Origin of the sequence: Pseudomonas sp. SCA2728.1_7 (assembly GCF_018138145.1) — a bacterium.
Taxonomy (GTDB): Bacteria; Pseudomonadota; Gammaproteobacteria; order Pseudomonadales; family Pseudomonadaceae; genus Aquipseudomonas; species Aquipseudomonas koreensis_A.
In genome coordinates this window covers 3,091,207-3,114,873 of record NZ_CP073104.1, presented here as the reverse complement: position 1 = coordinate 3,114,873, position 23,667 = coordinate 3,091,207, and the positions used below count along the sequence as shown (strand labels likewise).

General features: G+C 59.1%; 28 protein-coding genes. 15 read left to right on the top strand and 13 right to left on the bottom strand.

Annotated elements, in window-relative coordinates:
* Nucleotides 1-17: 17 nt before the first annotated feature.
* Genes KBP52_RS14045 through KBP52_RS14035 form a run of 3 tightly spaced genes read left to right on the top strand, consistent with a single transcriptional unit; the run spans nucleotide 18 to nucleotide 1,995 of the window.
* On the top strand, nucleotides 18-458 hold the full coding sequence (locus tag KBP52_RS14045) for a hypothetical protein (RefSeq protein ID WP_016984162.1): 441 nt from the start codon (nucleotides 18-20) through the stop codon (nucleotides 456-458).
* 1 nt (nucleotide 459) lies between these two features.
* The gene (locus KBP52_RS14040; protein WP_116029474.1) at nucleotides 460-1,071 is read left to right on the top strand and encodes a superoxide dismutase; all 612 of its coding nucleotides are present in this window, start codon (nucleotides 460-462) and stop codon (nucleotides 1,069-1,071) included.
* 30 nt (nucleotides 1,072-1,101) lie between these two features.
* Nucleotides 1,102-1,995, top strand: coding sequence for a ZIP family metal transporter (locus KBP52_RS14035; protein WP_212622976.1), 894 nt, complete (start codon nucleotides 1,102-1,104; stop codon nucleotides 1,993-1,995).
* Between the two features lie 94 nt (nucleotides 1,996-2,089).
* Here the strand turns inward: KBP52_RS14035 and KBP52_RS14030 are convergent, their stop codons facing one another.
* From KBP52_RS14030 to KBP52_RS13985, 10 genes are all read right to left on the bottom strand, one after another.
* Nucleotides 2,090-2,365 carry an HPr family phosphocarrier protein gene (locus KBP52_RS14030; RefSeq protein ID WP_110719040.1) on the bottom strand — a complete coding sequence of 92 codons (276 nt, stop codon included), beginning with the start codon at nucleotides 2,363-2,365 and terminating at the stop codon, nucleotides 2,090-2,092.
* Between the two features lie 15 nt (nucleotides 2,366-2,380).
* Nucleotides 2,381-3,238 (bottom strand): RNase adapter RapZ, encoded by an 858-nt coding sequence (gene rapZ, locus KBP52_RS14025; RefSeq protein WP_038357533.1) that lies wholly within the window; start codon nucleotides 3,236-3,238, stop codon nucleotides 2,381-2,383.
* Nucleotides 3,239-3,240: 2 nt separating this feature from the next.
* A complete protein-coding gene (gene ptsN / locus KBP52_RS14020; protein ID WP_077571129.1) occupies nucleotides 3,241-3,705 on the bottom strand; it encodes a PTS IIA-like nitrogen regulatory protein PtsN in 465 nt (154 codons plus the stop codon).
* Between the two features lie 11 nt (nucleotides 3,706-3,716).
* Complete coding sequence (raiA, locus tag KBP52_RS14015) at nucleotides 3,717-4,025, bottom strand: ribosome-associated translation inhibitor RaiA (RefSeq protein ID WP_077571130.1); 309 nt, start codon at nucleotides 4,023-4,025, stop codon at nucleotides 3,717-3,719.
* A gap of 73 nt (nucleotides 4,026-4,098) precedes the next feature.
* Nucleotides 4,099-5,589, bottom strand: coding sequence for an RNA polymerase factor sigma-54 (locus KBP52_RS14010; protein ID WP_077571131.1), 1,491 nt, complete (start codon nucleotides 5,587-5,589; stop codon nucleotides 4,099-4,101).
* A gap of 187 nt (nucleotides 5,590-5,776) precedes the next feature.
* On the bottom strand, nucleotides 5,777-6,502 hold the full coding sequence (lptB, locus tag KBP52_RS14005) for an LPS export ABC transporter ATP-binding protein (protein WP_008085069.1): 726 nt from the start codon (nucleotides 6,500-6,502) through the stop codon (nucleotides 5,777-5,779).
* Nucleotides 6,502-7,047 (bottom strand): lipopolysaccharide transport periplasmic protein LptA, encoded by a 546-nt coding sequence (gene lptA / locus KBP52_RS14000; RefSeq protein ID WP_034154485.1) that lies wholly within the window; start codon nucleotides 7,045-7,047, stop codon nucleotides 6,502-6,504. The genes lptB and lptA overlap by 1 nt, the downstream gene beginning before the upstream one ends.
* Nucleotides 7,034-7,606 carry an LPS export ABC transporter periplasmic protein LptC gene (lptC, locus tag KBP52_RS13995; RefSeq protein ID WP_038357537.1) on the bottom strand — a complete coding sequence of 191 codons (573 nt, stop codon included), beginning with the start codon at nucleotides 7,604-7,606 and terminating at the stop codon, nucleotides 7,034-7,036. Before lptC ends, lptA begins: the two co-directional genes overlap by 14 nt.
* Before the next feature lie 8 nt (nucleotides 7,607-7,614).
* Nucleotides 7,615-8,139, bottom strand: a complete 525-nt coding sequence (locus tag KBP52_RS13990; RefSeq protein WP_077571132.1) for an HAD family hydrolase — start codon at nucleotides 8,137-8,139, stop codon at nucleotides 7,615-7,617.
* On the bottom strand, nucleotides 8,139-9,113 hold the full coding sequence (locus KBP52_RS13985; RefSeq protein WP_212622975.1) for a KpsF/GutQ family sugar-phosphate isomerase: 975 nt from the start codon (nucleotides 9,111-9,113) through the stop codon (nucleotides 8,139-8,141). Before KBP52_RS13985 ends, KBP52_RS13990 begins: the two co-directional genes overlap by 1 nt.
* Before the next feature lie 275 nt (nucleotides 9,114-9,388).
* On the opposite strand from KBP52_RS13985, the gene KBP52_RS13980 reads away from it, so the two are divergent.
* The 10 genes from KBP52_RS13980 to hisC all read left to right on the top strand — a co-directional run bounded on the left by KBP52_RS13980 (nucleotide 9,389) and on the right by hisC (nucleotide 17,342).
* Nucleotides 9,389-10,198: an ATP-binding cassette domain-containing protein gene (locus tag KBP52_RS13980; protein WP_007912403.1), complete on the top strand. Its 810-nt coding sequence runs from the start codon at nucleotides 9,389-9,391 to the stop codon at nucleotides 10,196-10,198.
* Nucleotides 10,198-10,995 carry a lipid asymmetry maintenance ABC transporter permease subunit MlaE gene (gene mlaE, locus KBP52_RS13975; RefSeq protein ID WP_007912402.1) on the top strand — a complete coding sequence of 266 codons (798 nt, stop codon included), beginning with the start codon at nucleotides 10,198-10,200 and terminating at the stop codon, nucleotides 10,993-10,995. Before KBP52_RS13980 ends, mlaE begins: the two co-directional genes overlap by 1 nt.
* Nucleotides 10,995-11,462, top strand: coding sequence for an outer membrane lipid asymmetry maintenance protein MlaD (gene mlaD, locus KBP52_RS13970; protein ID WP_007912400.1), 468 nt, complete (start codon nucleotides 10,995-10,997; stop codon nucleotides 11,460-11,462). Before mlaE ends, mlaD begins: the two co-directional genes overlap by 1 nt.
* An 11-nt stretch (nucleotides 11,463-11,473) precedes the next feature.
* Nucleotides 11,474-12,118: an ABC transporter substrate-binding protein gene (locus KBP52_RS13965; protein WP_077571134.1), complete on the top strand. Its 645-nt coding sequence runs from the start codon at nucleotides 11,474-11,476 to the stop codon at nucleotides 12,116-12,118.
* On the top strand, nucleotides 12,115-12,420 hold the full coding sequence (locus tag KBP52_RS13960; RefSeq protein ID WP_123594955.1) for an STAS domain-containing protein: 306 nt from the start codon (nucleotides 12,115-12,117) through the stop codon (nucleotides 12,418-12,420). Before KBP52_RS13965 ends, KBP52_RS13960 begins: the two co-directional genes overlap by 4 nt.
* Nucleotides 12,421-12,535: 115 nt before the next feature.
* Nucleotides 12,536-12,775, top strand: a complete 240-nt coding sequence (locus tag KBP52_RS13955) for a BolA family protein (RefSeq protein ID WP_016771670.1) — start codon at nucleotides 12,536-12,538, stop codon at nucleotides 12,773-12,775.
* A 22-nt stretch (nucleotides 12,776-12,797) separates the two neighbouring features.
* On the top strand, nucleotides 12,798-14,063 hold the full coding sequence (gene murA / locus KBP52_RS13950; protein WP_007912385.1) for a UDP-N-acetylglucosamine 1-carboxyvinyltransferase: 1,266 nt from the start codon (nucleotides 12,798-12,800) through the stop codon (nucleotides 14,061-14,063).
* Between the two features lie 124 nt (nucleotides 14,064-14,187).
* On the top strand, nucleotides 14,188-14,823 hold the full coding sequence (hisG, locus tag KBP52_RS13945; RefSeq protein ID WP_007912384.1) for an ATP phosphoribosyltransferase: 636 nt from the start codon (nucleotides 14,188-14,190) through the stop codon (nucleotides 14,821-14,823).
* A gap of 125 nt (nucleotides 14,824-14,948) precedes the next feature.
* Nucleotides 14,949-16,286, top strand: coding sequence for a histidinol dehydrogenase (hisD, locus tag KBP52_RS13940; RefSeq protein ID WP_212622974.1), 1,338 nt, complete (start codon nucleotides 14,949-14,951; stop codon nucleotides 16,284-16,286).
* Between the two features lie 3 nt (nucleotides 16,287-16,289).
* A complete protein-coding gene (hisC, locus tag KBP52_RS13935; RefSeq protein WP_212622973.1) occupies nucleotides 16,290-17,342 on the top strand; it encodes a histidinol-phosphate transaminase in 1,053 nt (350 codons plus the stop codon).
* A 206-nt stretch (nucleotides 17,343-17,548) separates the two neighbouring features.
* Here hisC and KBP52_RS13930 read toward each other — a convergent pair whose 3' ends face one another.
* The 3 genes from KBP52_RS13930 to algW form a co-directional block, all read right to left on the bottom strand.
* Entirely contained in the window at nucleotides 17,549-18,268 is a 720-nt protein-coding gene (locus tag KBP52_RS13930; protein ID WP_212622972.1) for a DUF4198 domain-containing protein, read from the bottom strand.
* Nucleotides 18,269-18,280: 12 nt separating this feature from the next.
* The gene (locus tag KBP52_RS13925; RefSeq protein WP_212622971.1) at nucleotides 18,281-20,386 is read right to left on the bottom strand and encodes a TonB-dependent siderophore receptor; all 2,106 of its coding nucleotides are present in this window, start codon (nucleotides 20,384-20,386) and stop codon (nucleotides 18,281-18,283) included.
* An 88-nt stretch (nucleotides 20,387-20,474) separates the two neighbouring features.
* Complete coding sequence (gene algW / locus KBP52_RS13920; protein WP_064387994.1) at nucleotides 20,475-21,632, bottom strand: Do family serine endopeptidase AlgW; 1,158 nt, start codon at nucleotides 21,630-21,632, stop codon at nucleotides 20,475-20,477.
* Nucleotides 21,633-21,735: 103 nt separating this feature from the next.
* Between algW and KBP52_RS13915 the strand changes: the two genes are divergently transcribed.
* A complete protein-coding gene (locus KBP52_RS13915) occupies nucleotides 21,736-22,494 on the top strand; it encodes a Nif3-like dinuclear metal center hexameric protein (protein WP_077571140.1) in 759 nt (252 codons plus the stop codon).
* A 249-nt stretch (nucleotides 22,495-22,743) separates the two neighbouring features.
* Entirely contained in the window at nucleotides 22,744-23,661 is a 918-nt protein-coding gene (cysD, locus tag KBP52_RS13910) for a sulfate adenylyltransferase subunit CysD (protein WP_007912374.1), read from the top strand.
* The last annotated feature ends 6 nt before the right edge of the window (nucleotides 23,662-23,667 follow it).

Below are 23,667 nucleotides of genomic sequence, written 5' to 3'. Positions count from 1 at the left end.
CGCTTTGGAGGCTCACCATGGAGCACTGGAAACGCACGATCGAACGGGCCAATCGCTGCTTCATGCTCGGCGAATTGATCGACGCCCGTGAGGCTTACCTGCAAGCCCTGGCCTTGGCGCAAGTGTTGTTCGAACGCTGGGCGGATGCCGACGAAGCAGTGGCGGCCTGCGTCATTTCTCACCACAACCTGGCGGATCTGCACTTGCGCCTGAACCAGCCGGAGGAGAGCGCCGAATACCTCTGCGCGATCCATCAACGACTGTTGCAGACCATGCAGGACGAACGTCAGCGCCTGGCGTTGCGGGAAGCGGCGCTGCGCCAGAGCAGCAAGACCTACGTCGAGCTGCTGAATTTCATCAGCGAACACGGCGAATACCCGCGCACCCAGCGCCTGCTGCACCCGGATACCGGCAATGCGCGCCGTGCGCCTGCCCCACATCACCATGGAGTCCATTGAAATGGCTTTTACCTTGCCTGCCTTGCCTTACGCCTACGACGCCCTCGAACCGCATATCGATGCGCAGACCATGGAGATTCACTACACCAAGCACCACCAGACCTACATCAACAATCTCAACGCCGCTGTAGAAGGCACTGAATACGCTGAGTGGCCGGTAGAAAAACTGGTCGCCAGCGTTAAGGATCTGCCGGAAAAACTCCGTGCGGCAGTGATCAATCAGGGCGGCGGTCACGCCAACCATTCGCTGTTCTGGGAAGTGATGGTGCCCAACGGTGGCGGCAAGCCGGATGGCGCGCTGGCCAAGGCCATCGATGAACATCTGGGCGGCCTCGACAGCTTCAAGGAATCCTTCACCAAAGCCGCACTGACTCGATTTGGTAGCGGCTGGGCCTGGCTCAGCGTGACCCCGGAGAAAAAACTGATCGTGGAAAGCAGCGGCAACCAGGATAGCCCTTTGATGAATGGCAACACGCCGATTCTCGGTCTCGACGTCTGGGAGCACGCCTATTACCTGCGTTATCAGAACCGTCGTCCGGAATACATCAATGCGTTCTACAACGTGATCAATTGGCCTGAAGTGGCTGCGCGCTATCAGGCCGCACTGGTTTAAGTCTTCTATAAAAACAATCCAAGGCTGACTATGGGCACTGAGACACTGGCGATCGGAAGTGGGCGTATGTTTCGTTACGCAGTGGGATCGCTGTTGCTGTTGGCGGGCATGACCTTGCTGGTCGCCCACGGGCTGGAATGGCTGGATCTCGAGCCGAGGCTGTCGCGGGCGTTGCAGGGCGGCGCGATCTGCGCCCTCGGCACGGCGCTTGGCGCGGTGCCGGTGCTCGTGATTCGGCGCATGCCGCAGGCACTCAGCGATACTTTGCTGGGTTTTGGTGCCGGGGTGATGTTGGCGGCGACGGCGTTTTCGTTGATCGTGCCGGGCATTGCCGCCGCTGAAAGCCTCGGCCTGACTCCGTGGGGCGCCAGTGGCCTGATCTGCTTCGGCATCATGCTCGGTGCGTTTGGCTTGTATCTGGTCGATCGCCAGGTTTCCGGCGCGTCCCCGGAAATGCTCGTCGGCACTGTCGAGCATCCGGTTATTCCGCCGCGGATCTGGCTGTTCGTGTGCGCCATCATTGCCCATAACATCCCGGAAGGCATGGCCGTTGGCGTCTCTGCCGGCGGCGGCATGCCGGATGCGGACAGCCTGGCCATGGGCATTGCTTTGCAGGATGTGCCGGAAGGTCTGGTGATTGCGCTGGTATTGGCCGGGGCAGGAATGTCGCGGGTCAAGGCGTTCCTGATCGGCGCGGCGTCAGGTCTGGTCGAACCGGTGTTTGCGTTGCTGTGTGCGTGGCTGGTCGGTCTGGCGCAGGTGCTGCTGCCATTAGGTCTGGCACTGGCGGCGGGGGCAATGTTGCTGGTGGTGACCCACGAGGTCATCCCGGAATCACGACGCCATGGTCATGACAAACTGGCCAGCCTTGGCCTGTTGATCGGGTTTTGTCTGATGATGGTGATGGATACGGCGTTGGGCTGAAGCAGATCAAAAGATCGCAGCCTTCGGCAGTTCCTACAGGGAACGCATTCCAATGCAGGAGCTGCCGCAGGCTGCGATCTTTTGATTTTGGCTGTCAGCCACCTTCGTCGAAATAGTTGTTGATCAGCGCCACCAGCGCATCCAGCGCTTCCTGTTCCTGATGCCCTTCAGTACTCAGATAGATCCTGGTGCCCTTGCCAGCTGCCAGCATCATCATTGCCATGATGCTTTTACCGTCAACCGTGGTCTCTGGCGTGCGACCGACTCTGATCGAGCAATCCGGAAACTGCCCGGCCACGCCAACGAACTTGGCCGATGCGCGGGCATGCAGGCCCAGCTTGTTGATGATTTCGATTTCCAGAGCAGGCATCGCGGTGTGAATCCTTTAAGTGAGGTCGCGGTGGCGAACCTGGACGTTCTTCAGGGTTTTCTGCAGGGCCTGACCCAGGCGTTCGGTCAGGTAGACGGAGCGGTGATGTCCGCCGGTGCAGCCAATGGCAATGGTGACGTAGGCACGGTTGCTCGCAGCGAAGCGCGGTAGCCATTTGTGCAGGTAGGTGAAGATGTCCTGAAACATTTCTTCGACCTCCGGCTGTGCGGCCAGGTACTCGGCCACTGGCGCATCAAGACCGGATTGCGCACGCAGTTCCGGCTTCCAGTACGGATTGGGCAGGCAGCGCACGTCGAACACCAGATCTGCATCCACCGGCATGCCGCGCTTGAAGCCGAATGACTCGACCAGAAACGCGGTGCCCGGCTCTGGCTGATTCAGCAGGCGCAGCTTTATGGAGTCGCGCAGCTGATACAGGTTCAGATTGGTGGTGTTGATCTTCAGGTCGGCGAGGTCGGCGATCGGGCCGAGCAGGGCGGTTTCATCCTGGATCGCTTCGGCCAGCGAGCGATTGGCGTTGCTCAGCGGGTGGCGACGGCGGGTTTCGGAGAAACGCTTGAGCAAGGTTTCTTCGTCGGCGTCCAGATACAGGACATCGCACTGGATGTGCTTGGCCCGGACATCTTCAAGCAACTCGGGAAAGCGCGTCAGATGACTCGGCAGGTTGCGCGCATCGATCGATACGGCCACCAGCGGTTGCGCCAGCTCAGTGTGAATCAGCGCGCGTTCGGCGAGTTCCGGCAGCAAGCCTGCGGGCAGGTTGTCGATGCAGTAATAGCCGTTGTCCTCAAGGACATCCAGAGCCGTACTTTTACCCGAGCCGGAACGGCCGCTGACGATGATCAAACGCATGATTAATGCCCGTTCTGCTCGCTCAGGACGACCTGATACAAGGCTTCGCTACTCGGTGCGCTACGCAGCTTTTCGCGCACTTCCTTACGATCCAGCATGCTGGCGATCTGACGTAGCAACTCCAGATGCGCATCGGTGGCGGCTTCCGGGACCAGCAAAACAAACAGCAGGTCAACCGGAGCGCCGTCAATGGCGTCGAAATCGATCGGAGCGTCAAGGTGCATCAGCGCGCTGATCGGCGCTTGGCAACCCTTGAGGCGGCAATGGGGGATGGCGATGCCGTTACCAAAACCGGTGGAACCGAGTTTTTCACGGGCAATCAACGCCTCGAAGACATCCTGCATGGCCAGATCCGGCACTTCGCGGGCGATCAGGTTGGCAATTTGTTCGAGGGCTTTCTTTTTACTGCCGCCCGGCACGTTCACAAGGGAACGGCCGGGGGTCAGGATACTTTCAAGTCGGATCATGGAATGGGGGGTTATCGACCTGTCGCGCCCTGGAGGAGGCTTTGGGTCTTTTCCTTATGCTTTTTGAGTTGGCGATCCAGCTTGTCGGTCAGTGAGTCGATCGCAGCATACATATCAGTATCTTCTGCGTTGGCGACCACTTCGCTGCCGGGAATATGCAAGGTGGCTTCGATTTTCTGCTTAAGCTTTTCGACGCACATCGTGACTTGCACGTTGGTGATCTTGTCGAAATGGCGCTCCAATCGTTGAAGTTTCTCATTGATGTAGTCGCGCAGAGGTTCGGTCACTTCCAGTTGGTGTCCACTGATGTTGACTTGCATACAGCTTCTCCTTCGTTGCCAGTGCATAAAGCGGCAGGCTGGATAGCCTGCCACTGGAACGCTGTAACGTGGCTTACATCAACCGCTTGCGTTCGCTCGAAGGCGCGATCCCGAGGGATTCGCGGTACTTGGCGACGGTGCGGCGAGCCACCTGAATGCCTTGTGCCTCCAGTAAACCAGCGATCTTGCTGTCACTCAACGGCTTTTTCTGATTTTCCGCAGCAACCAGTTTTTTGATGATCGCGCGGATCGCCGTGGACGAGCATTCGCCGCCTTCGGAGGTGCTGACGTGGCTGGAGAAAAAGTATTTCAGCTCATAAATACCGCGCGGGGTATGCATGAATTTCTGCGTGGTCACCCGTGATATCGTCGATTCGTGCATGCCGACCGCTTCGGCGATGTCATGCAGGACCAATGGCTTCATCGCTTCGTCGCCGTACTCCAGAAAACCGCGCTGATGCTCGACGATCTGGGTGGCAACTTTCATCAAGGTTTCGTTGCGGCTCTGCAGGCTCTTGATGAACCAGCGGGCTTCCTGCAACTGGTTGCGCATGAAGGTGTTGTCGGCACTGGTGTCGGCGCGACGGACGAAACCGGCGTACTGGGCGTTGACGCGCAGCCGTGGTACCGATTCCTGGTTCAATTCGACCAGCCAGCGTTCGTTGTCCTTGCGCACGATCACGTCGGGCACGACGTATTCGGCTTCGGTTGACTCGATCTGCGAACCCGGGCGCGGATTGAGGCTTTGCACCAGCTCGATGACCTGACGCAGTTCGTCTTCCTTGAGCTTCATGCGCCGCATCAACTGGCTGTAGTCGCGGCTGCCGAGCAGGTCGATGTAATCGCTGACCAGACGTTTCGCTTCAGCCAGCCAAGGTGTCTTGGCCGACAACTGGCGCAATTGCAGCAGCAGGCATTCGCCGAGGTTGCGCGCGCCGATGCCGGCCGGTTCAAACTGCTGGATGCGGTGCAGGACGGCTTCGATTTCGTCCAGTTCGATGTCCAGTTCCGGGTCGAACGCCTCAAGGATCTCTTCGAGTGTTTCGTCCAGGTAACCCTGATTGTTGATGCAATCGATCAGGGTCACGGCGATCAGGCGGTCGGTGTCGGACATCGGTGCAAGGTTCAGTTGCCACAGCAGGTGGCTTTGCAGGCTCTCGCCGGCGGACGTGCGCGTGGTGAAATCCCACTCGTCATCGTCGCTGCTGGGCAGGCTGCTGGCGCTGGTCTGGTAGACGTCTTCCCAGGCCGTGTCGACCGGAAGCTCGTTGGGGATGCGCTCGTTCCATTCGCCGTCCTCGAGGTTGTCCACCGTCGGCGCGGTTTCCTGATAGGAGGGTTCCTGGATTTCGGTGGGCTTCTGTTCGGCGTTGTCGGCCATGGGGTCGGAATTGTCGAAGTCGTCGCCTTCTTCCTGGCGTTCGAGCATCGGATTGGATTCCAGCGCCTCCTGGATTTCCTGTTGCAGATCCAGGGTCGACAATTGGAGCAGGCGGATGGCCTGTTGCAGCTGCGGTGTCATCGTCAGCTGCTGGCCCATTCTCAAGACTAGCGATGGTTTCATGGCAGGGGCTTAACACCTTATTCGCCGGCGCTATGCGCCATCCACTACAGGGCGCCGGAGCGCCAAACTTAAGCAAATTATATGCCTGAAACTGAAGTGTTTGCCTAGAGCGCTGTAACAATTAAAGCGTATTAAATCCTGCTTGAATCGATACAGCGCCCGGGCGGCGCACCGGGCACTGTTGCGCTTACAGGCGGAACTCGTGGCCCAGATACACTTCCTTGACCAGATCGTTGGCCAGGATGGTTTCTGCATCGCCCTCGGCAATCAACTGACCATCGTTGACGATGTAAGCGGTTTCGCAGATATCCAGCGTCTCACGAACGTTGTGGTCGGTGATCAGCACACCGATGCCTTTGGCCTTGAGGTGGTGGATGATCTGCTTGATATCGCCGACCGAAATCGGGTCGACACCGGCGAACGGTTCGTCGAGCAGGATGAATTTCGGTGCCGTTGCCAGCGCGCGAGCGATTTCCACCCGGCGGCGTTCACCGCCGGACAGGCTCATGCCGAGGTTGTCGCGGATGTGGCTGATGTGGAATTCCTGCAGCAGGCTTTCCAGCTCTTTGCGGCGACCGGCCTTGTCGAGCTCCTGACGGGTCTCGAGGATGGCCATGATGTTGTCGGCCACCGACAGTTTGCGGAAGATCGACGCTTCTTGCGGCAGATAGCCGATGCCAGCCTTTGCACGGCCGTGCATTGGCTGGTGGCTGACGTCCAGATCATCGATCAGTACGCGGCCCTGATCGGCCTGTACCAAGCCGACGATCATGTAGAAGCAGGTGGTCTTGCCGGCACCGTTCGGGCCGAGCAGGCCGACGATCTGGCCGCTGTCGATCGACAGGCTGACGTCACGCACGACCTGGCGGCTTTTATAGGCCTTGGCCAGGTGCTGAGCTTTCAGAGTTGCCATTACTGGGTTTTCTCGTCGGTTTTCTTCTTCGGCTGGATCACCATATCGATGCGCGGACGCGCCTCGGTAACCTTGCTGCCGGTAGCGCGACCGGCGCTGGCCAGTTTCTTCACGGTGTCATAGACGATTTTCTCGCCTTGCGTCGTGTTGTTGTCCTTGTCGACAACCTTGGCCTTGTCGATCAGCACAACGCGATTCTGCGCGGCGTGGTACTGGATCGTCACGCCCCAGCCCTGAACCGGCTTGGTGTCGCCAGCGGTCTGCAGTTGTTCGAAGTAGGCAAGGTTGCCCACCGAAGTCACCACGTCGATATCGCCGGCCGGGGTGCGGGTGATGGTCACGGTATTACCGGTCACCTTCATCGAGCCTTGGGTGATGATCACGTCGCCCTTGTAGGTGGCGATGCCGTTCTTGTCATCCAGTTGGGCGTCGTCGGCCTGAATGCGGATAGGTTGCTGCTGATCGTTCGGCAGAGCCCAGGCGCTCACGCTTCCCAGTGCTGCGCCCAGACTGAGCAAAATAGGGAGGGTTTTAACGAGCCTCATACTGTCCTCTTACGTTCGATAGCAGGTGTATCCTGCTTTCCTTCAGGTACGCTTTCATTCCAACGCCAGTCGATACACCGCCAGCGCCGTCGATTCTAACGGGTTGCTCGGTCTGCGCATATTCCTGCTGCGGGAACACGGTCATGCGAGTGGACGTGATCAGGATGTCACGCTTCTTTTCATCGGTGCGCGCAACGCGTACCGAATCGATCAGTTCGACTTCGGTGCCGCCTGAGTTCACTTCGCCGCGCTCACTGGTCACGTGCCACGGAAATTCCGTTCCGCGATACATGTTCAGGTCGGGTTTGGTCACGAGCGTGACGTCGGTTGCCTTCACGTGTTCGGCTTTTTCGGACGTCATTTCATACTGCACCTTGCCATCCGGCAGGTATTGCAGGGTATGCGTGTTGGTTGCATACCAGTCGATAGGCGTTTCCACCGAGGTGACCGGTGGTTTGTCGAGAAAGCGTTCCGGGCTGATATTCCAGTAGCCGACCGCTGCGAAAATCGCAGCGATGCAGCCGAACAGCAGGAAGTTACGAAATTTTTTGCTGAACATGGCTTGGCTCACAGGTACGCGGCGTTGGCCGCATCGAGGTGGCCTTGGGCGCGCAGGATCAGTTCGCAGAATTCGCGGGCGGCACCTTCACCACCGCGGGCTCGGGTAACGCCATGGGCGTGTTCGCGGACGAAGTCGGCCGCGTTGGCCACGGCCATGCCCAAGCCTACACGGCGAATCACCGGCAAGTCAGGCAGGTCGTCACCGAGGTAGGCGACCTGTTCATAGCTTAGGCCCAGTTGCTCCAGCAGGCCGTCAAGAACGACCAATTTGTCTTCGCGCCCCTGAAACAGGTGCGGGATGCCGAGGTTTTTCGCTCGACGCTCGACCACCGGCGTTTTGCGGCCGCTGATGATGGCGGTCTGCACGCCTGCGTTCATCAGCATCTTGATGCCCTGACCGTCGAGGGTGTTGAAGGTCTTGAATTCGCTACCGTCTTCAAGAAAGTACAGACGCCCGTCGGTAAGGACGCCATCGACGTCGAAAACCGCCAGTTTGATCGCTTTGCCGCGTTGCAGCAGATCGTTGCTCATTACATGACTCCTGCGCGCAGCAGATCGGAGAGGTTGAAGGCGCCGACCGGGCGATCTTCCTCGTCTACGACTACCAAAGCGTTGATTCGGTTATCTTCCATGATTTTCAGGGCTTCGGCGGCCAGCATTTCCGGGCGGGCAGTCTTGCCGTGAGCCGTCATCACCTGGTCGATAGTGGCGGTGCGAATGTCGATGCTGCGATCCAGTGTGCGGCGCAAATCGCCGTCAGTGAAGATCCCGGCCAGTTTACCGTCAGTTTCAAGGATGACGGTCATGCCCAGGCCCTTGCGGGTCATTTCCATCAGCGCGTCTTTGAGCAGTGTGCCGCGTTGTACTTGCGGCAACGCCTGACCGCAATGCATGACGTTTTCCACTTTCAGCAACAAGCGACGGCCGAGGGCACCGCCAGGATGGGAGAAGGCGAAGTCTTCGGCGGTGAAGCCGCGGGCCTCAAGCAGCGCGACGGCGAGGGCGTCGCCCATGACCAGGGCCGCAGTCGTCGAAGAGGTCGGCGCCAGGTTCAACGGGCAGGCCTCGTGCTCGACGTGCACGTTGAGATTGACTTCGGCAGCTTTGGACAGCGGCGATTGCGGGTTGCCGGTGACGCTGATCAGCTGGATGCCCAGGCGCTTGATCAGCGGCAGCAGCGTGACGATTTCGTTGGTCGAGCCGGAGTTCGACAGGGCCAGGATTACATCGTCGCGAGTGATCATGCCCATGTCGCCATGACTGGCTTCGGCCGGGTGAACAAAAAAGGCCGGAGTGCCGGTGCTGGCCAGCGTGGCGGCAATCTTGTTGCCGATGTGTCCTGATTTGCCCATGCCGACCACGACTACACGGCCCTTGCTGTTCAGGATTGTCTCGCAAGCGCGTACGAAATCGGCGTCGATATGGGGCAATAAGCCTTGTACGGCTTCCACTTCGAGTTGGATGGTGCGTTGTGCCGATTGAATCAGATCGCTGGATTGGCTCATGTCAGAAATCGTTTAGCCCGATGAAAAGGCGGCGATTATAGCGGTTATGTTGCAAAGCCTCACGCTAGTTCGTCGTGCTTTGTCATTCCTGGTTACCAAAACCCGGCAAAAGAGCCTGCGCACCTGTCATATCGCCGAACTCAGGCAGGTACAAGCCTTGGGCGCGTAGCCTTTGCAGTGATATAGTTCGCCGCCAGTTCGGCCTGCCCGGGATGTACGTACTTTTTAAGTAAAGACAGGCGTCCGAGTGAGAGGCTGCATCGCAAGGAGTTTAGATGAGTGCCGATAACGCCTACGCGGTCGAGCTGAAGGGAGTTTCCTTCAAGCGCGGTGCGCGCAGCATTTTCAATAACGTCGATATTCGCATCCCGCGCGGCAAGGTCACCGGCATCATGGGGCCTTCCGGGTGTGGCAAGACCACGCTGCTGCGATTGATGGGCGCACAATTGCGCCCTGCCAGCGGCGAAGTCTGGGTCAACGGCCAGAACCTGCCTGCGCTTTCGCGCAGCGATCTGTTCGATGCGCGAAAGCACATGGGTGTGCTGTTTCAAAGCGGCGCGCTGTTCACCGATCTCGATGTATTCGAGAACGTGGCTTTCCCCCTGCGTGTTCATACCGATCTGCCGGAAGAAATGATCCGCGACATCGTCCTGCTCAAACTGCAGGCGGTCGGTCTGCGCGGTGCCATCGAGCTGATGCCGGACGAGCTGTCCGGTGGCATGAAACGCCGCGTCGCACTGGCGCGGGCGATTGCGCTCGATCCGCAGATCCTCATGTACGACGAACCGTTCGTCGGGCAGGACCCGATCGCCATGGGCGTGCTGGTCCGATTGATCCGTCTGCTCAACGATGCGCTGGGGATTACCAGTATCGTGGTGTCACACGATCTGGCTGAAACCGCGAGCATCGCCGACTACATCTATGTTGTCGGTGATGGTCAGGTGCTGGGGCAGGGTACGCCGGACGAGTTGATGAACTCGGACGAGCCGCGTATCCGTCAGTTCATGACCGGCGATCCCGACGGCCCGGTGCCGTACCATTTTCCAGCGACGGATTACCGCGCAGATCTTCTGGGGAAGCGCTGATGCGCAGAATTTCATTAATAGAACGCGTGCGCCGGTTCGGCGAGGCGGCGATCGACGCCGTCGCGGTGTTCGGTCGTGCGACGCTGTTCCTGTTTCATGCCTTGCTGGGGCGTGGCGGGATCAGCGGAGGTTTCAGTCTGCTGGTCAAGCAGCTGCATTCAGTCGGCGTCATGTCGCTGGTGATCATCGTCGTTTCCGGGATCTTCATCGGCATGGTGCTGGCGCTGCAGGGCTTCAGCATTCTGTCGAGCTACGGTTCGGAGCAGGCGGTGGGGCAGATGGTTGCACTGACCCTGTTGCGTGAACTCGGTCCGGTGGTGACGGCATTGTTGTTTGCCGGTCGTGCCGGTTCGGCGCTGACCGCCGAGATCGGCAACATGAAATCCACCGAACAGCTTTCCAGTCTGGAAATGATCGGCGTCGATCCGCTCAAGTACATCATTGCCCCGCGCCTGTGGGCCGGTTTCATTTCCCTGCCAGTGCTGGCGATGATTTTCAGCGTGGTCGGGATTTGGGGCGGTTCGTGGGTGGCCGTCGACTGGCTGGGTGTGTATGAAGGCTCTTATTGGGCGAACATGCAGAACAGCGTGAATTTCACCAGTGACGTGCTCAATGGCGTAATCAAAAGTATCGTTTTCGCCTTTGTCGTGACCTGGATCGCCGTATTCCAAGGCTATGACTGTGAGCCCACTTCCGAGGGCATCAGTCGCGCCACCACCAAGACCGTGGTATTTGCCTCGCTGGCAGTGCTCGGCCTGGACTTTATTCTGACCGCTTTGATGTTTGGAGATTTCTGATGCAAAACCGCACCCTGGAAATCGGTGTCGGCCTGTTCCTGCTGGCAGGGATCCTGGCTTTGTTGCTGCTTGCTTTGCGGGTCAGTGGTCTGTCTCCGACGTCGACCACCGACACCTATAAACTGTATGCCTATTTCGACAATATCGCCGGTTTGACGGTCAGAGCCAAAGTGACCATGGCCGGTGTGACCATCGGCAAGGTCACGGCGATCGATCTGGATCGCGACAGCTTCACCGGTCGGGTCACCCTGCAAGTGGATAAAAAGGTCGACAACCTGCCGACTGACTCCACAGCGTCTATCCTGACCGCTGGTCTGCTGGGCGAGAAGTACATCGGTATCAGCGTCGGCGGGGAAGACAAACCGCTGAAGGATGGTGGAACCATTCACGACACCCAGTCGTCACTGGTACTGGAAGACCTGATCGGTAAATTCCTGCTCAATACCGTTAGCAAAGACGCCAAATGAGGAGCTTTTGAATGATTTCTACCTTGCGACGTGGCCTGTTGGTGTTGCTCGCGGCATTGCCACTGATGGCTAACGCTGCGCCTGGGCAATCCGCGCATGAACTGGTGCAGGACACGACCACCCGGTTGCTGGCCGATCTGGCTGCCAACAAAGAGAAATACAAGCAGGATCCGACTGATTTCTACGCGGCGCTCAACAGCATTGTCGGTCCGGTGGTGGATGCTGAAGGCATTTCCAAGAGCATCATGACGGTCAAGTATTCGCGCAAGGCCACGCCGGCGCAGATGCAGACCTTCCAGGAAAACTTCAAGAAAGGCCTGTTCCAGTTCTACGGTAATGCCTTGCTCGAGTACAACAACCAGGGCATTACCGTTGATCCTGCCAAGGACGAATCGGGCGACCGCACCAGCGTCAACATGACCGTCAAGGGCAGCAGCGGCGCAATCTATCCTGTGCAGTACACGCTGGAGAAGATCAACGGCGAGTGGAAACTGCGCAACGTGATCATCAATGGCATCAACATCGGCAAACTGTTCCGTGATCAGTTCGCCGACGCGATGCAGCGCAATGGCAACGACCTGGACAAGACCATCAATGGTTGGGCCGGGGAAGTGGCCAAGGCCAAGGAAGCCACCGAAAAGAACCCCGCGCAATGAATGAGGCCGCAGTTCGTATGAGTGATGTCGACGAGCTTCTGCTCAGCGGAGTGCTGGACTATCGCACCGGCGCTGACCTGCGCAAGCAAGGCCAGACGCTGATCAAGTCCAGCAAGGCTGCTTCGCTGGTGATCGATTGCTCGGCGGTGAAGAAGTCCAGCAGCGTCGGTTTGTCGTTGCTGCTGTGCTTCATGCGCGATGCCAGCGCGGCCGGCAAGGCTGTGAGCATCCGTGCGATGCCCGAAGACATGCGCGAAATTGCTCAGGTCAGTGAACTGACCGAACTGTTGGCGCACCCCTGAACCCGCATCTATAAAGAAGCCCCCCGTCAGAGTCCTGCCATGCGGGGTTCGCAGGCGCGGGGCTTTTTTGTATGATGTCCGACCCGTGCGCACAGGGCGCCGATTGAGGTTGAGCATGCAGGCCGTAGAAGTGAAGAGCTTCCTTGAAGGAAAGCTGCCCGGAACGTTGGTAGAAGTTGAGGGCGAAGGCTGCAATTTCCAGCTGAACGTGATTAGCGATGAACTGGCGGCGTTGAGCCCGGTGAAGCGTCAGCAGCAGGTCTATGCCCATTTGAACCCATGGATCACCGATGGCAGCATCCATGCGGTCACTATGAAATTTTTCAGCCGCGCGGCCTGGGCCGAGCGCACCTGAGCCTAAGGGCGTCGAGATTCTTATGGATAAATTGATTATTACCGGTGGCGCTCGTCTTGATGGCGAGATCCGCATTTCCGGCGCAAAAAACTCCGCCCTGCCGATCCTGGCTGCCACCCTGCTGTGCGATGGCCCGGTGACCGTTGGCAACCTGCCGCACCTGCACGACATCACCACCATGATCGAGCTGTTCGGTCGCATGGGCATTGAGCCGGTGATCGACGAGAAACTCAGCGTCGAAATCGACCCGCGCACCATCAAGACCCTGATCGCCCCGTACGAACTGGTGAAAACCATGCGTGCGTCGATCCTGGTACTGGGCCCGATGGTTGCCCGTTTCGGTGAGGCCGAAGTCGCACTGCCTGGCGGTTGCGCCATTGGTTCGCGTCCGGTCGACCTGCACATCCGTGGCCTCGAAGCCATGGGCGCGGTGATCGACGTCGAAGGCGGCTACATCAAGGCCAAGGCGCCGGAAGGCGGCCTGCGCGGTGCGCACTTCTTCTTCGATACCGTCAGCGTGACCGGTACCGAGAACATCATGATGGCCGCTGCTCTGGCCAAGGGCCGCAGCGTGTTGCAGAACGCCGCTCGCGAACCTGAAGTGGTTGACCTGGCGAACTTCCTCAACGCCATGGGTGCCAAGGTTTCCGGTGCTGGCACCGACACCATCACCATTGATGGCGTCGAGCGTCTGGGTTCGGCTTTCTATAAAGTCATGCCTGACCGTATCGAGACCGGCACCTACCTGGTTGCTGCTGCCGTGACCGGTGGTCGCGTCAAGGTCAAGGACACCGATCCGACCATCCTCGAAGCCGTTCTGGAAAAACTCCGTGAAGCCGGCGCAGAAATCACCTGTGGTGAAGACTGGATCGAGCTGAACATGCATGGCAAGCGTCCGAAAGCAGTCAACGTGCGCACCGCGCCGTACCCTGCATTCCCGACTGACATGCAAGCGCAGTTCATCTCGCTCAACGCCATTGCCGAAGGCACTGGTGCGGTGATCGAGACGATCTTCGAAAACCGTTTCATGCACGTGTACGAACTGCACCGCATGGGCGCCAAGATCCAGGTCGAAGGCAACACTGCCATCGTTACCGGTACTGAAGTCCTCAAAGGCGCGCCAGTGATGGCCACCGACCTGCGTGCTTCGGCCAGTCTGGTGATCTCGGCGCTGGTTGCCGAAGGCGACACGCTGATCGACCGCATCTACCACATCGACCGTGGTTACGAGTGCATCGAAGAAAAACTGCAGATGCTGGGCGCCAAGATCCGTCGCGTTCCGGGCTGATAGCTGCATTGGGACACAGGGACGTGTCCACTGATTTTAAGAGTCGAGCCGGTTTCCGGCTCGATGTGTGTCCGGCGCCGATTGCGACCGGACATGAGTACCTTGATAAGGACTGACGTTTCCCATGTTGACCATCGCACTGTCCAAGGGCCGCATCCTTGACGACACCCTGCCGCTTCTCGCCGAAGCGGGCATCGTGCCGACCGAGAATCCGGACAAGAGCCGCAAGCTGATCATTCCCACGACGCAGGACGACGTTCGTCTGCTGATCGTGCGTGCCACCGATGTGCCGACTTACGTTGAGCATGGCGCGGCTGACCTCGGCGTTGCCGGTAAAGACGTGTTGATGGAATACACCGGTCAGGGCCTGTACGAGCCACTGGACCTGCAAATCGCCCAGTGCAAGCTGATGACCGCCGGCAAGATCGGCGCGCCTGAGCCCAAGGGCCGTCTGCGCGTGGCGACCAAGTTCGTCAACGTTGCCAAGCGTTATTACGCCGAGCAGGGCCGTCAGGTCGACATCATCAAGCTGTACGGCTCGATGGAGCTGGCACCGCTGATCGGTCTGGCCGACAAGATCATCGACGTTGTCGACACCGGTAACACCCTGCGCGCCAACGGCCTGGAACCTCAGGAACTGATCGCCACGATCAGCTCGCGCCTGGTCGTCAATAAAGCTTCGATGAAAATGCAACACGCCCGAATCCAGGCGTTGATCGATACCCTGCGCAACGCAGTGGAATCGCGACACCGCGGCTGATTTACCTGCGCGGCCCCAGGTCGCGCCGTCTATCCGCCTCATAGCCAGAATTCTCAGGTGCCTAAGCGGATCGAATGATAGTTTCGGGCGCCTGAGTTTTTTGCCATTCCTATGAGGCTCTCGCTATGACCGCACCGACTGCAATTCGCCGACTCAACGCTGCTGACCCGGATTTCGCGCATCATCTGGATCATCTGCTGAGCTGGGAAAGTGTGTCTGACGACTCGGTCAATCAGCGCGTGCTGGACATCATCAAGGCTGTGCGCGAGCGCGGTGACGCGGCGCTGGTCGAGTTCACCCAGAAGTTCGACGGCCTCGAAGTCGCGTCGATGGCTGACCTGATCCTGCCACGCGAGCGTCTGGAACTGGCTTTGACCCGCATCACCGTGCCCCAGCGCGAAGCCCTGGAAAAAGCCGCGGCCCGTGTGCGTAGCTACCACGAAAAACAGAAGCAGGATTCCTGGAGCTACACCGAGGCTGACGGCACCGTGCTCGGCCAGAAGGTCACGCCGCTGGATCGCGCCGGTCTGTATGTGCCGGGCGGCAAGGCGTCGTACCCGTCGTCGGTGTTGATGAATGCGATTCCGGCCAAGGTCGCCGGCGTGACCGAAGTGGTCATGGTCGTGCCGACCCCGCGCGGTGAAATCAACGAACTGGTGCTGGCGGCTGCGTGCATCGCTGGCGTCGACCGGGTGTTCACCATCGGCGGTGCGCAAGCCGTCGCTGCGTTGGCCTACGGCACCGAAAGCGTACCGAAAGTCGACAAAGTCGTTGGCCCGGGCAACATCTATGTCGCCACCGCCAAGCGTCATGTATTCGGACAGGTCGGCATCGACATGATCGCCGGCCCTTCGGAAATCCTTGTGGTGTGCGACGGCCAGACCGATCCGGACTGGATCGCCATGGACCTGTTCTCGCAGGCCGAGCACGACGAAGATGCGCAGGCGATTCTGGTCAGCCCGGACGCCGAGTTCCTCGACAAGGTCGCCGCGAGCATCGACAAACTGCTGCCGACCATGGACCGCGCGACGATCATCGAAACCTCGATCAATGGCCGTGGTGCGCTGATTCACGTACGCGACATGGCTCAGGCCATCGAAGTCGCCAACCGTATCGCTCCGGAACATTTGGAATTGTCGGTCGCTGACCCACAAGCCTGGCTGCCGCAGATCCGCCACGCCGGTGCGATCTTCATGGGCCGTCACACCTCCGAAGCGCTGGGCGACTACTGCGCAGGCCCGAACCACGTACTGCCGACGTCCGGCACTGCGAGGTTCTCTTCGCCGCTGGGCGTGTACGACTTCCAGAAGCGTTCGTCGATCATCTTCTGCTCCGAAGCCGGCGCTTCCGAGCTGGGCAAGACTGCATCGGTGCTGGCCCGTGGCGAATCGCTGAGCGCACACGCGCGCAGCGCCGAATACCGCATCAAAGACGAAGACTTTCTACAAGGGCAGGGGAACTGAGCGATGAGTAAATTCTGGAGCCCGTTCGTCAAGGATCTGGTGCCGTACGTGCCGGGCGAACAGCCGAAGCTGACCAAACTGGTCAAGCTCAACACCAACGAAAACCCCTACGGCCCATCGCCAAAAGCCTTGGCGGCGATGCAGGTCGAGCTTAACGATAACCTGCGTCTGTACCCGGACCCGAACAGTGACCTGCTGAAAACTGCCGTCGCCCAGTATTACGGCGTGCAGAGCAATCAGGTGTTCCTCGGCAACGGTTCGGACGAAGTTCTCGCGCACATTTTCCACGGCTTGCTGCAACACGATAAGCCGCTGTTGTTTCCGGACATCAGCTACAGCTTCTATCCGGTTTACTGCGGTCTGTACGGCATCGAGTTTGATGCGGTGCCGCTGGACGTGCAGTTCCAGATCAACCCGGCAGACTATGCCAAGCCGAACGGCGGGATTATTTTCCCGAATCCGAATGCGCCAACCGGTTGCCTGCTGGCGCTGGAGGCGGTCGAGCAAATCCTCAAGGCCAGCCCGGATTCGGTGGTGGTCGTAGACGAGGCCTATATCGACTTCGGCGGCGAAACCGCAATCAGTCTGGTGGACCGTTATCCGAACCTGCTGGTGACGCAAACCCTGTCCAAGTCGCGTTCGCTGGCTGGTTTGCGCGTGGGTTTCGCAGTCGGACATCCGGATCTGATCGAGGCGCTGGAGCGGATCAAGAATAGCTTCAACTCTTATCCGCTGGATCGTCTGGCGATTGTCGGGGCGGCAGCGGCGTTTGAAGATCGCGAGCATTTCGACAAGACCTGCCGACTGGTGATCGAGAGCCGTGAGTGGGTGATCGCGCAGTTGCAGGCCAAGGGTTTTGAAGTGTTGCCATCGGCGGCGAACTTCATCTTCGCCCGGCATCCGCAGCATGACGCGGCGGGGCTGGCGGCCAAACTGCGCGAGCAGGGTGTGATTGTGCGGCACTTCAAGCAGGAGCGGATTGCGCAATTTTTGCGGATTTCGATTGGTACGCCGGAGCAGAATCAGGCGCTTATCGATGGACTTGGCGACCTCTAAAAGCAAGAGCCCCTCACCCTAACCCTCTCCCAGAGGGAGAGGGGACTGACCGAGGCGCACTTTAGAGATACACCGACTTGAGATATCGAGTCGAACTCTGGTTTGAAGAGCAAACAAATCTGCCCCCTTTCCCCCTCGCCCCCCTGGGGGAGAGGGTTGGGGTGAGGGGGTAATTTTCGGATTCAACAAATATCTCGAGACACCACTTATTCGTGATGCGGCTCGCCAAGGAACGTCAGTGAGGTGAACAAGCCGCGACTATCCACATCTGCGCTGCCTTTCACCGGCACTTCTATCTGCGCCGCAATCACATTCAACCCTTCATTCCTCACCAATACCTGCGCCCGACCCTCCTTGTCAGTCTCGGTGCTCAACGTGTTCGGCGCACTGCGATAGTCGCCAATCAATTTCACCCCAGCCGCCGGTTTACCATCGAGCAACACCCGAACTGGCAATGACTTGCCCGGCCCAACCGTCAGCGGATCAACCTCCGGCAGAATCAGCAACTTGATCTGATCGAGCTTGGGCAACTTCGCCCCCGGCTGATAAATCGCCAGGCTGTATTTGAATGTCTCGGTGGCCTCAATGGCGCCAGGGACTTTGCTGCGACCTTGGTTGATCCACTTCTTGTCAGCCGTTTGCGACCACATGCCGTTGTTCAGCGCCACGGCCATCACCGCAGGCGACTTCAGCGGCTTCAAACGTGCATGATCCGCCAGACGCTCGATGCTGACCGGAATCATCTTGCCGCCCGCGTCATAAGCCCACGCGCCGCTGATTTTCTGCGCCTTGAACGCATTGTCCTCAGCGCCATGACCGTAGACCACTTCGATATTGCCGCGCCGTTGCTCAGTCCACAGGCCATGGGCCGAGACCTGACCGGCGAACAGCGCGGCGATGAGTACAAGGGATTTGCCGTATTGCATGGTGACGTCCTTTTACAGGTTGAGAGTCAGGCTGACGGTGAAATTGCGCGGTTCGCCGGGGTTGACCCAGTAGTTGCTGTAGGAGCGCTCGTAATACTTTTCGTCGAAGAGGTTGTTCAGGTTCAGGCCGACGGTGACGTTGTCGCTGGCCTTGTAATGCGCGAGCAGGTCGACGGTCTGGTAGGCCGGCAATTCAAAGTCGCTGCCGGACTCTCCCGAGCGGTCACCGACATAGGTGAACGCAGCGCCGACATCCGAGCCGCGTAAATGGCCATCCTGAAACTCATAAACCCCGAGCAGGCTACCGCTGCGTTTGGCCACGCCGAGGATGCGACTGCCGGTGGGAATCACTGCGTCGCCCTGGGTCACCTCGGCATTGATGTAAGCGAAGGCGCCGATCAGCCGCACTGCGTCAGTCACTTGTCCGGTGACTTGCAGATCGAAACCGCGACTGCGCGCCTTGCCCATCGCCCGGCTGGTGTCGCTGGCCGGGTCGAGGGCGAGGACGTTTTCCTTGTCGATGTGGAAGAAGGCGAGGGTGCTGCTCAGGCGCTCGTCGAATAGCTCGTTCTTGATCCCGACTTCGTAGCCGACGCCTTCTTCCGGGTCGAAGGATTTGCCGGAGGCGTCGAGGCCATTGTTTGGTTTGAACGAGGTCGAGGCATTGGCGAAGAGGCCGGTATCCGGCGTCAGTTGATAGAGCAGGCCGACGCGTTGGATGAGGGCATCGTGACGTTGGTTGCTGGTGGCGTTGCGGCTGTGGTCGTCAATGTGCTGATCGAAGTGCTCGAAGCGCGCACCGATCATCCCGCGCAGTTTGTCGGTGAAGACGATCTGATCCTGCAGGTTCAGTGCATGACTTTCGACGTGTTCGAAAAAGTCGCTGCCCGAGCGTGCGCCGTTGGGTTTTGGCTGGCCGTAGACCGGCTTATAGATGTCGATGGCGTAAGGGCCGCCGGCAATCGTGGTGACGCGCTCGTTCTTGCGGAAGTTTTCATACTCGGTGCCGATCAGCAGTTCGTGCTGCCACGGGCCGAGGTCGAACAGGCCGCGCAGTTCCAGTTGGGTAATGCTGTCATGCCAGTTGGTATCGCGCTCGCGATAGCGGCGGTTGACGGTGTGACCGTCGGCGTTCAATGGACGATTCTCGGAGGCGTAGCCCCAAAGTTTGCCTTCCTTGTAGTGACTTGCCAGACGCAGTTTCCAGCTGTCGTTGAGGTGATGTTCGAGCGTCGCCTGCAGCAGATTGTTGTGGTTGTCGATGTTGCCGTCGTTGGGTTCGCCGAGGAAGGTCGAGCGCGACACGCCGCTCCACTTGTTGTTCGGTGCGACGATGCCGCGATCGAAGGTGGAGCTGTGACGGACGATTTCGCTTTCCACCAACAGCGACGTGTCCGGGTTCAATTGCCAACTGATCGAAGGCGCGACGAATACGCGCTGGCTGTCGACATGATCGCGAAAACTGTTGTTGTCTTCGACCGCAAGGTTGATCCGCGAGAGCACATCGCCCTGATCATCCAGCGGCGTGTTGACGTCCAGTGCGGTGCGATAACGATCCCAACTGCCGGCGCTGGTTTGCAGGGTAGTGAAGGCTTCGGACTGCGGTTTCTTGGTGACGATGTTTACCGTGCCGCCGGGATCACCTCGGCCATACAGACTGGCGGCGGGGCCTTTGAGCACTTCAATGCGCTCGATGTTGGCCGCATCCGGTGTGCTCGGATAGCCGCGATTGGCGCTGAAGCCATCCTTGTAGAACTCCGAAGTGGTGAAGCCGCGCACGCTGTATTCGTACAGCGTCAGGCCGCCGAAGTTGTTTTGCTTGGATACGCCACCGGCGAAATCCAGCGCGCGCTCGACACTGGTGCTGCCCAGATCCTTGAGCACGCTGGCGGGCACAACGCTGATCGCCTGCGGGATATCGCGGATCGCGGTGTCGGTTTTGGTTGCACTGGATGAACGTGTGGCGCGATAGCCCTTGACCGGGCCGGTCGGCGATTCGTAGTCGGAGATGACGCTGATGGCGTCGAGTTCGAGGGGTTTGGGCTCTTCGGCGAAGGCTGGATCGACCAGCAGACCAAGGCTCAGACCGAGCAGGGAAGCCTTTGTTCGAGACGACATGTTATGTTGTTCCAATTCTTAGAATTGAAACAATATAACATGCCTGTTGAGAATGTCTTTTATTCGCGCGACTGGCGCGAAAAAAGTTTTATTCTTCTTTTTCTTTCACCGGCGCCGGTGGCGGACGCAGGCCGATTTCTGCGGTGAGCTTGAGCTCTTTGCCGTTGCGCATCACCTGAATCGTCACTTTGTCCGTCGGTTTGATCCGCGCGACCTGGTTCATCGAACGACGGCCATCACCGGCCGGCTCGCCATCGATGCTCAGAATCACGTCGCCCAATTGCAGGCCTGCCTTCTGTGCCGGGCCATCGCGGAAGATCCCCGCAACGACAATTCCCGGACGCCCGGACAGACCAAACGACTCAGCCAGTTCCTGTGTCAGCGGCTGCACTTCAATGCCCAGCCAGCCACGAATCACCTGACCGTGCTCAATGATCGACTTCATCACCTCCATCGCCAGTTTCACCGGGATCGCAAAGCCAATGCCTTGCGAGCCGCCGGACTTGGAGAAGATCGCTGTGTTGATGCCGGTAAGGTTGCCGTTGGCATCAACCAGCGCGCCGCCGGAGTTGCCCGGGTTGATCGCCGCGTCGGTCTGGATGAAGTCTTCGTAGTTGTTCAGCCCCAACTGGTTACGCCCGGTGGCGCTGATGATGCCCATGGTCACGGTCTGGCCAACGCCGAATGGGTTGCCGATGGCCAGCGCGACGTCGCCGATACGAATGTTGTCCGAGCGGCCGACGGTGATCGCCGGCAGGGTTTTCAGATCGATCTTCAACACTGCAAGGTCGGTTTCCGGATCGCTGCCGATGACGCGGGCGAGGGTTTCGCGGCCATCCTTCAGCGCCACGACGATCTGGTCGGCACCGCTGGTCACGTGGTTGTTGGTGAGGATGTAGCCTTCCGGGCTCATGATCACCCCGGAGCCGAGGCTCGATTCCATGCGTTTCTGCTTCGGCGAGTTATCGCCGAAGAAACGGCGGAACTGCGGATCTTCAAACAGCGGATGCGCCGGCTTGTTGATAACTTTGGTGGTGTACAGATTGACCACCGAAGGCGCAGCGATGGTCACCGCGTCCGCATAGGACACCGGCCCCTGCTGCACGCTGGTGGTTTGCGGGGCCTGTTGCAGGTTGACGTCGAGGCTCGGCAGCCCGACCCACTGCGGGTAACGCTGAATAATCAACAGAGCGATAAGCACGCCGGCCAACAACGGCCAGCCCATAAAACGCAGCGCCTTGAACATTAAGCACGTCCTGGAAGAGTTGCAGGCGGGGTCAGACCGCCCATAATGTCGCGCATTATACGAGGCCGCGCGTGCCTCTGAACGGGATATTTAGGAGTCTTTCATGGCCGTTGCCCTCAGCACCCTCGTCGAAGAAGCCGACCGTTACCTTGGCAGTGCGAAAATTGCCGATTATTGCCCCAACGGTTTGCAGGTCGAGGGCCGTCCGCAGGTGATGCGCATCGTCAGCGGCGTCACGGCCAGCCAAGCGTTGCTGGACGCTGCCGTCGAGGCCGGGGCCGATCTGGTGCTGGTGCATCACGGTTACTTCTGGAAGGGCGAGAACCCGTGCGTTACCGGCATGAAGCAGCGTCGACTGAAGACCTTGCTCAAGCATGACATCAGCTTGCTGGCCTATCACTTGCCGCTGGATCTGCACCCGGATGTCGGTAATAACGTGCAGCTTGCTCGCCAATTGGACATCACTGTGGAAGGCCCGCTGGACCCGGACAATCTGAAAATTGTCGGTCTGGTCGGGTCTTTGAAAGAACCGCTGACCGCCCGCGATTTCGCCCGCAAGGTGCAAGAAGTGATGGGCCGCGAACCGTTGCTGATTGAAGGCAATCCGATGATTCGTCGGGTCGGCTGGTGCACCGGCGGCGGTCAGGGCTATATCGATCAGGCCGTCGCGGCGGGCGTCGATCTTTATCTCAGCGGTGAAGCGTCCGAGCAGACCTTCCACAGCGCCCGCGAAAACGACATCAGCTTCATCGCCGCCGGCCATCACGCCACCGAGCGCTATGGCGTACAGGCACTGGGCGACTACCTGGCGAAACGCTTTGCCGTCGAGCACATCTTCATCGACTGCCCCAACCCGATCTGAAAACCACCGCAAATCCCCTGTAGGAGTGAGCCTGCTCGCGATAGCGGAGTGTCAGTCACCGCTATGTCGAATGTGACAACGCTATCGCGAGCAGGCTCACTCCTACAGGGGGCATCGCCCAAACGAGTGGGCATATTCATATACCCTTTCGATCTAGTTGGCGTCCTGATTAGAAGAGGCCGCTGTGCTAGGATTTCCCGCTCGAACACGGCCCGCTGGCCGTTCATAAGAAAGTTTTCGTGAGTAGCCATGGTCGACAAACTGACGCATCTGAAACAGCTGGAGGCGGAAAGCATCCACATCATCCGCGAGGTGGCCGCCGAGTTCGATAACCCGGTTATGCTGTACTCCATCGGTAAAGACTCCGCCGTGATGCTGCACCTGGCACGCAAGGCGTTCTTCCCGGGCAAACTGCCGTTTCCGGTGATGCACGTCGACACCCGCTGGAAATTCCAGGAGATGTACAAGTTCCGCGACAAGATGGTCGAAGAGCTGGGCCTGGACCTCATCACTCACATCAACCCGGACGGCGTGGCGCAGAACATCAACCCGTTCACTCACGGCAGCGCCAAGCACACCGACATCATGAAGACCGAGGGCCTGAAACAGGCACTCGACAAGCATGGTTTCGACGCAGCGTTCGGCGGCGCTCGTCGCGATGAAGAGAAATCCCGTGCCAAAGAGCGCGTGTACTCGTTCCGCGACAGCAAGCACCGTTGGGACCCGAAAAACCAGCGTCCAGAGCTGTGGAACGTCTACAACGGCAAGGTCAACAAGGGCGAATCCATTCGTGTATTCCCTCTGTCGAACTGGACCGAGCTGGACATCTGGCAGTACATCTACCTCGAAGGCATCCCGATTGTGCCGTTGTACTTCGCCGCCGAACGCGAAGTGATCGAGAAGAACGGCACGCTGATCATGATCGACGACGAGCGCATCCTCGAGCACCTGTCCGACGAAGACAAAGCGCGCATCGTCAAAAAGAAAGTGCGTTTCCGCACCCTTGGCTGCTACCCGTTGACGGGTGCCGTGGAGTCCGAGGCCGAAAGCCTGACGGACATCATTCAAGAAATGCTCCTGACGCGAACTTCCGAGCGCCAGGGCCGAGTCATCGACCACGATGGCGCCGGCTCGATGGAAGATAAAAAACGTCAAGGCTATTTCTAAGGGGCT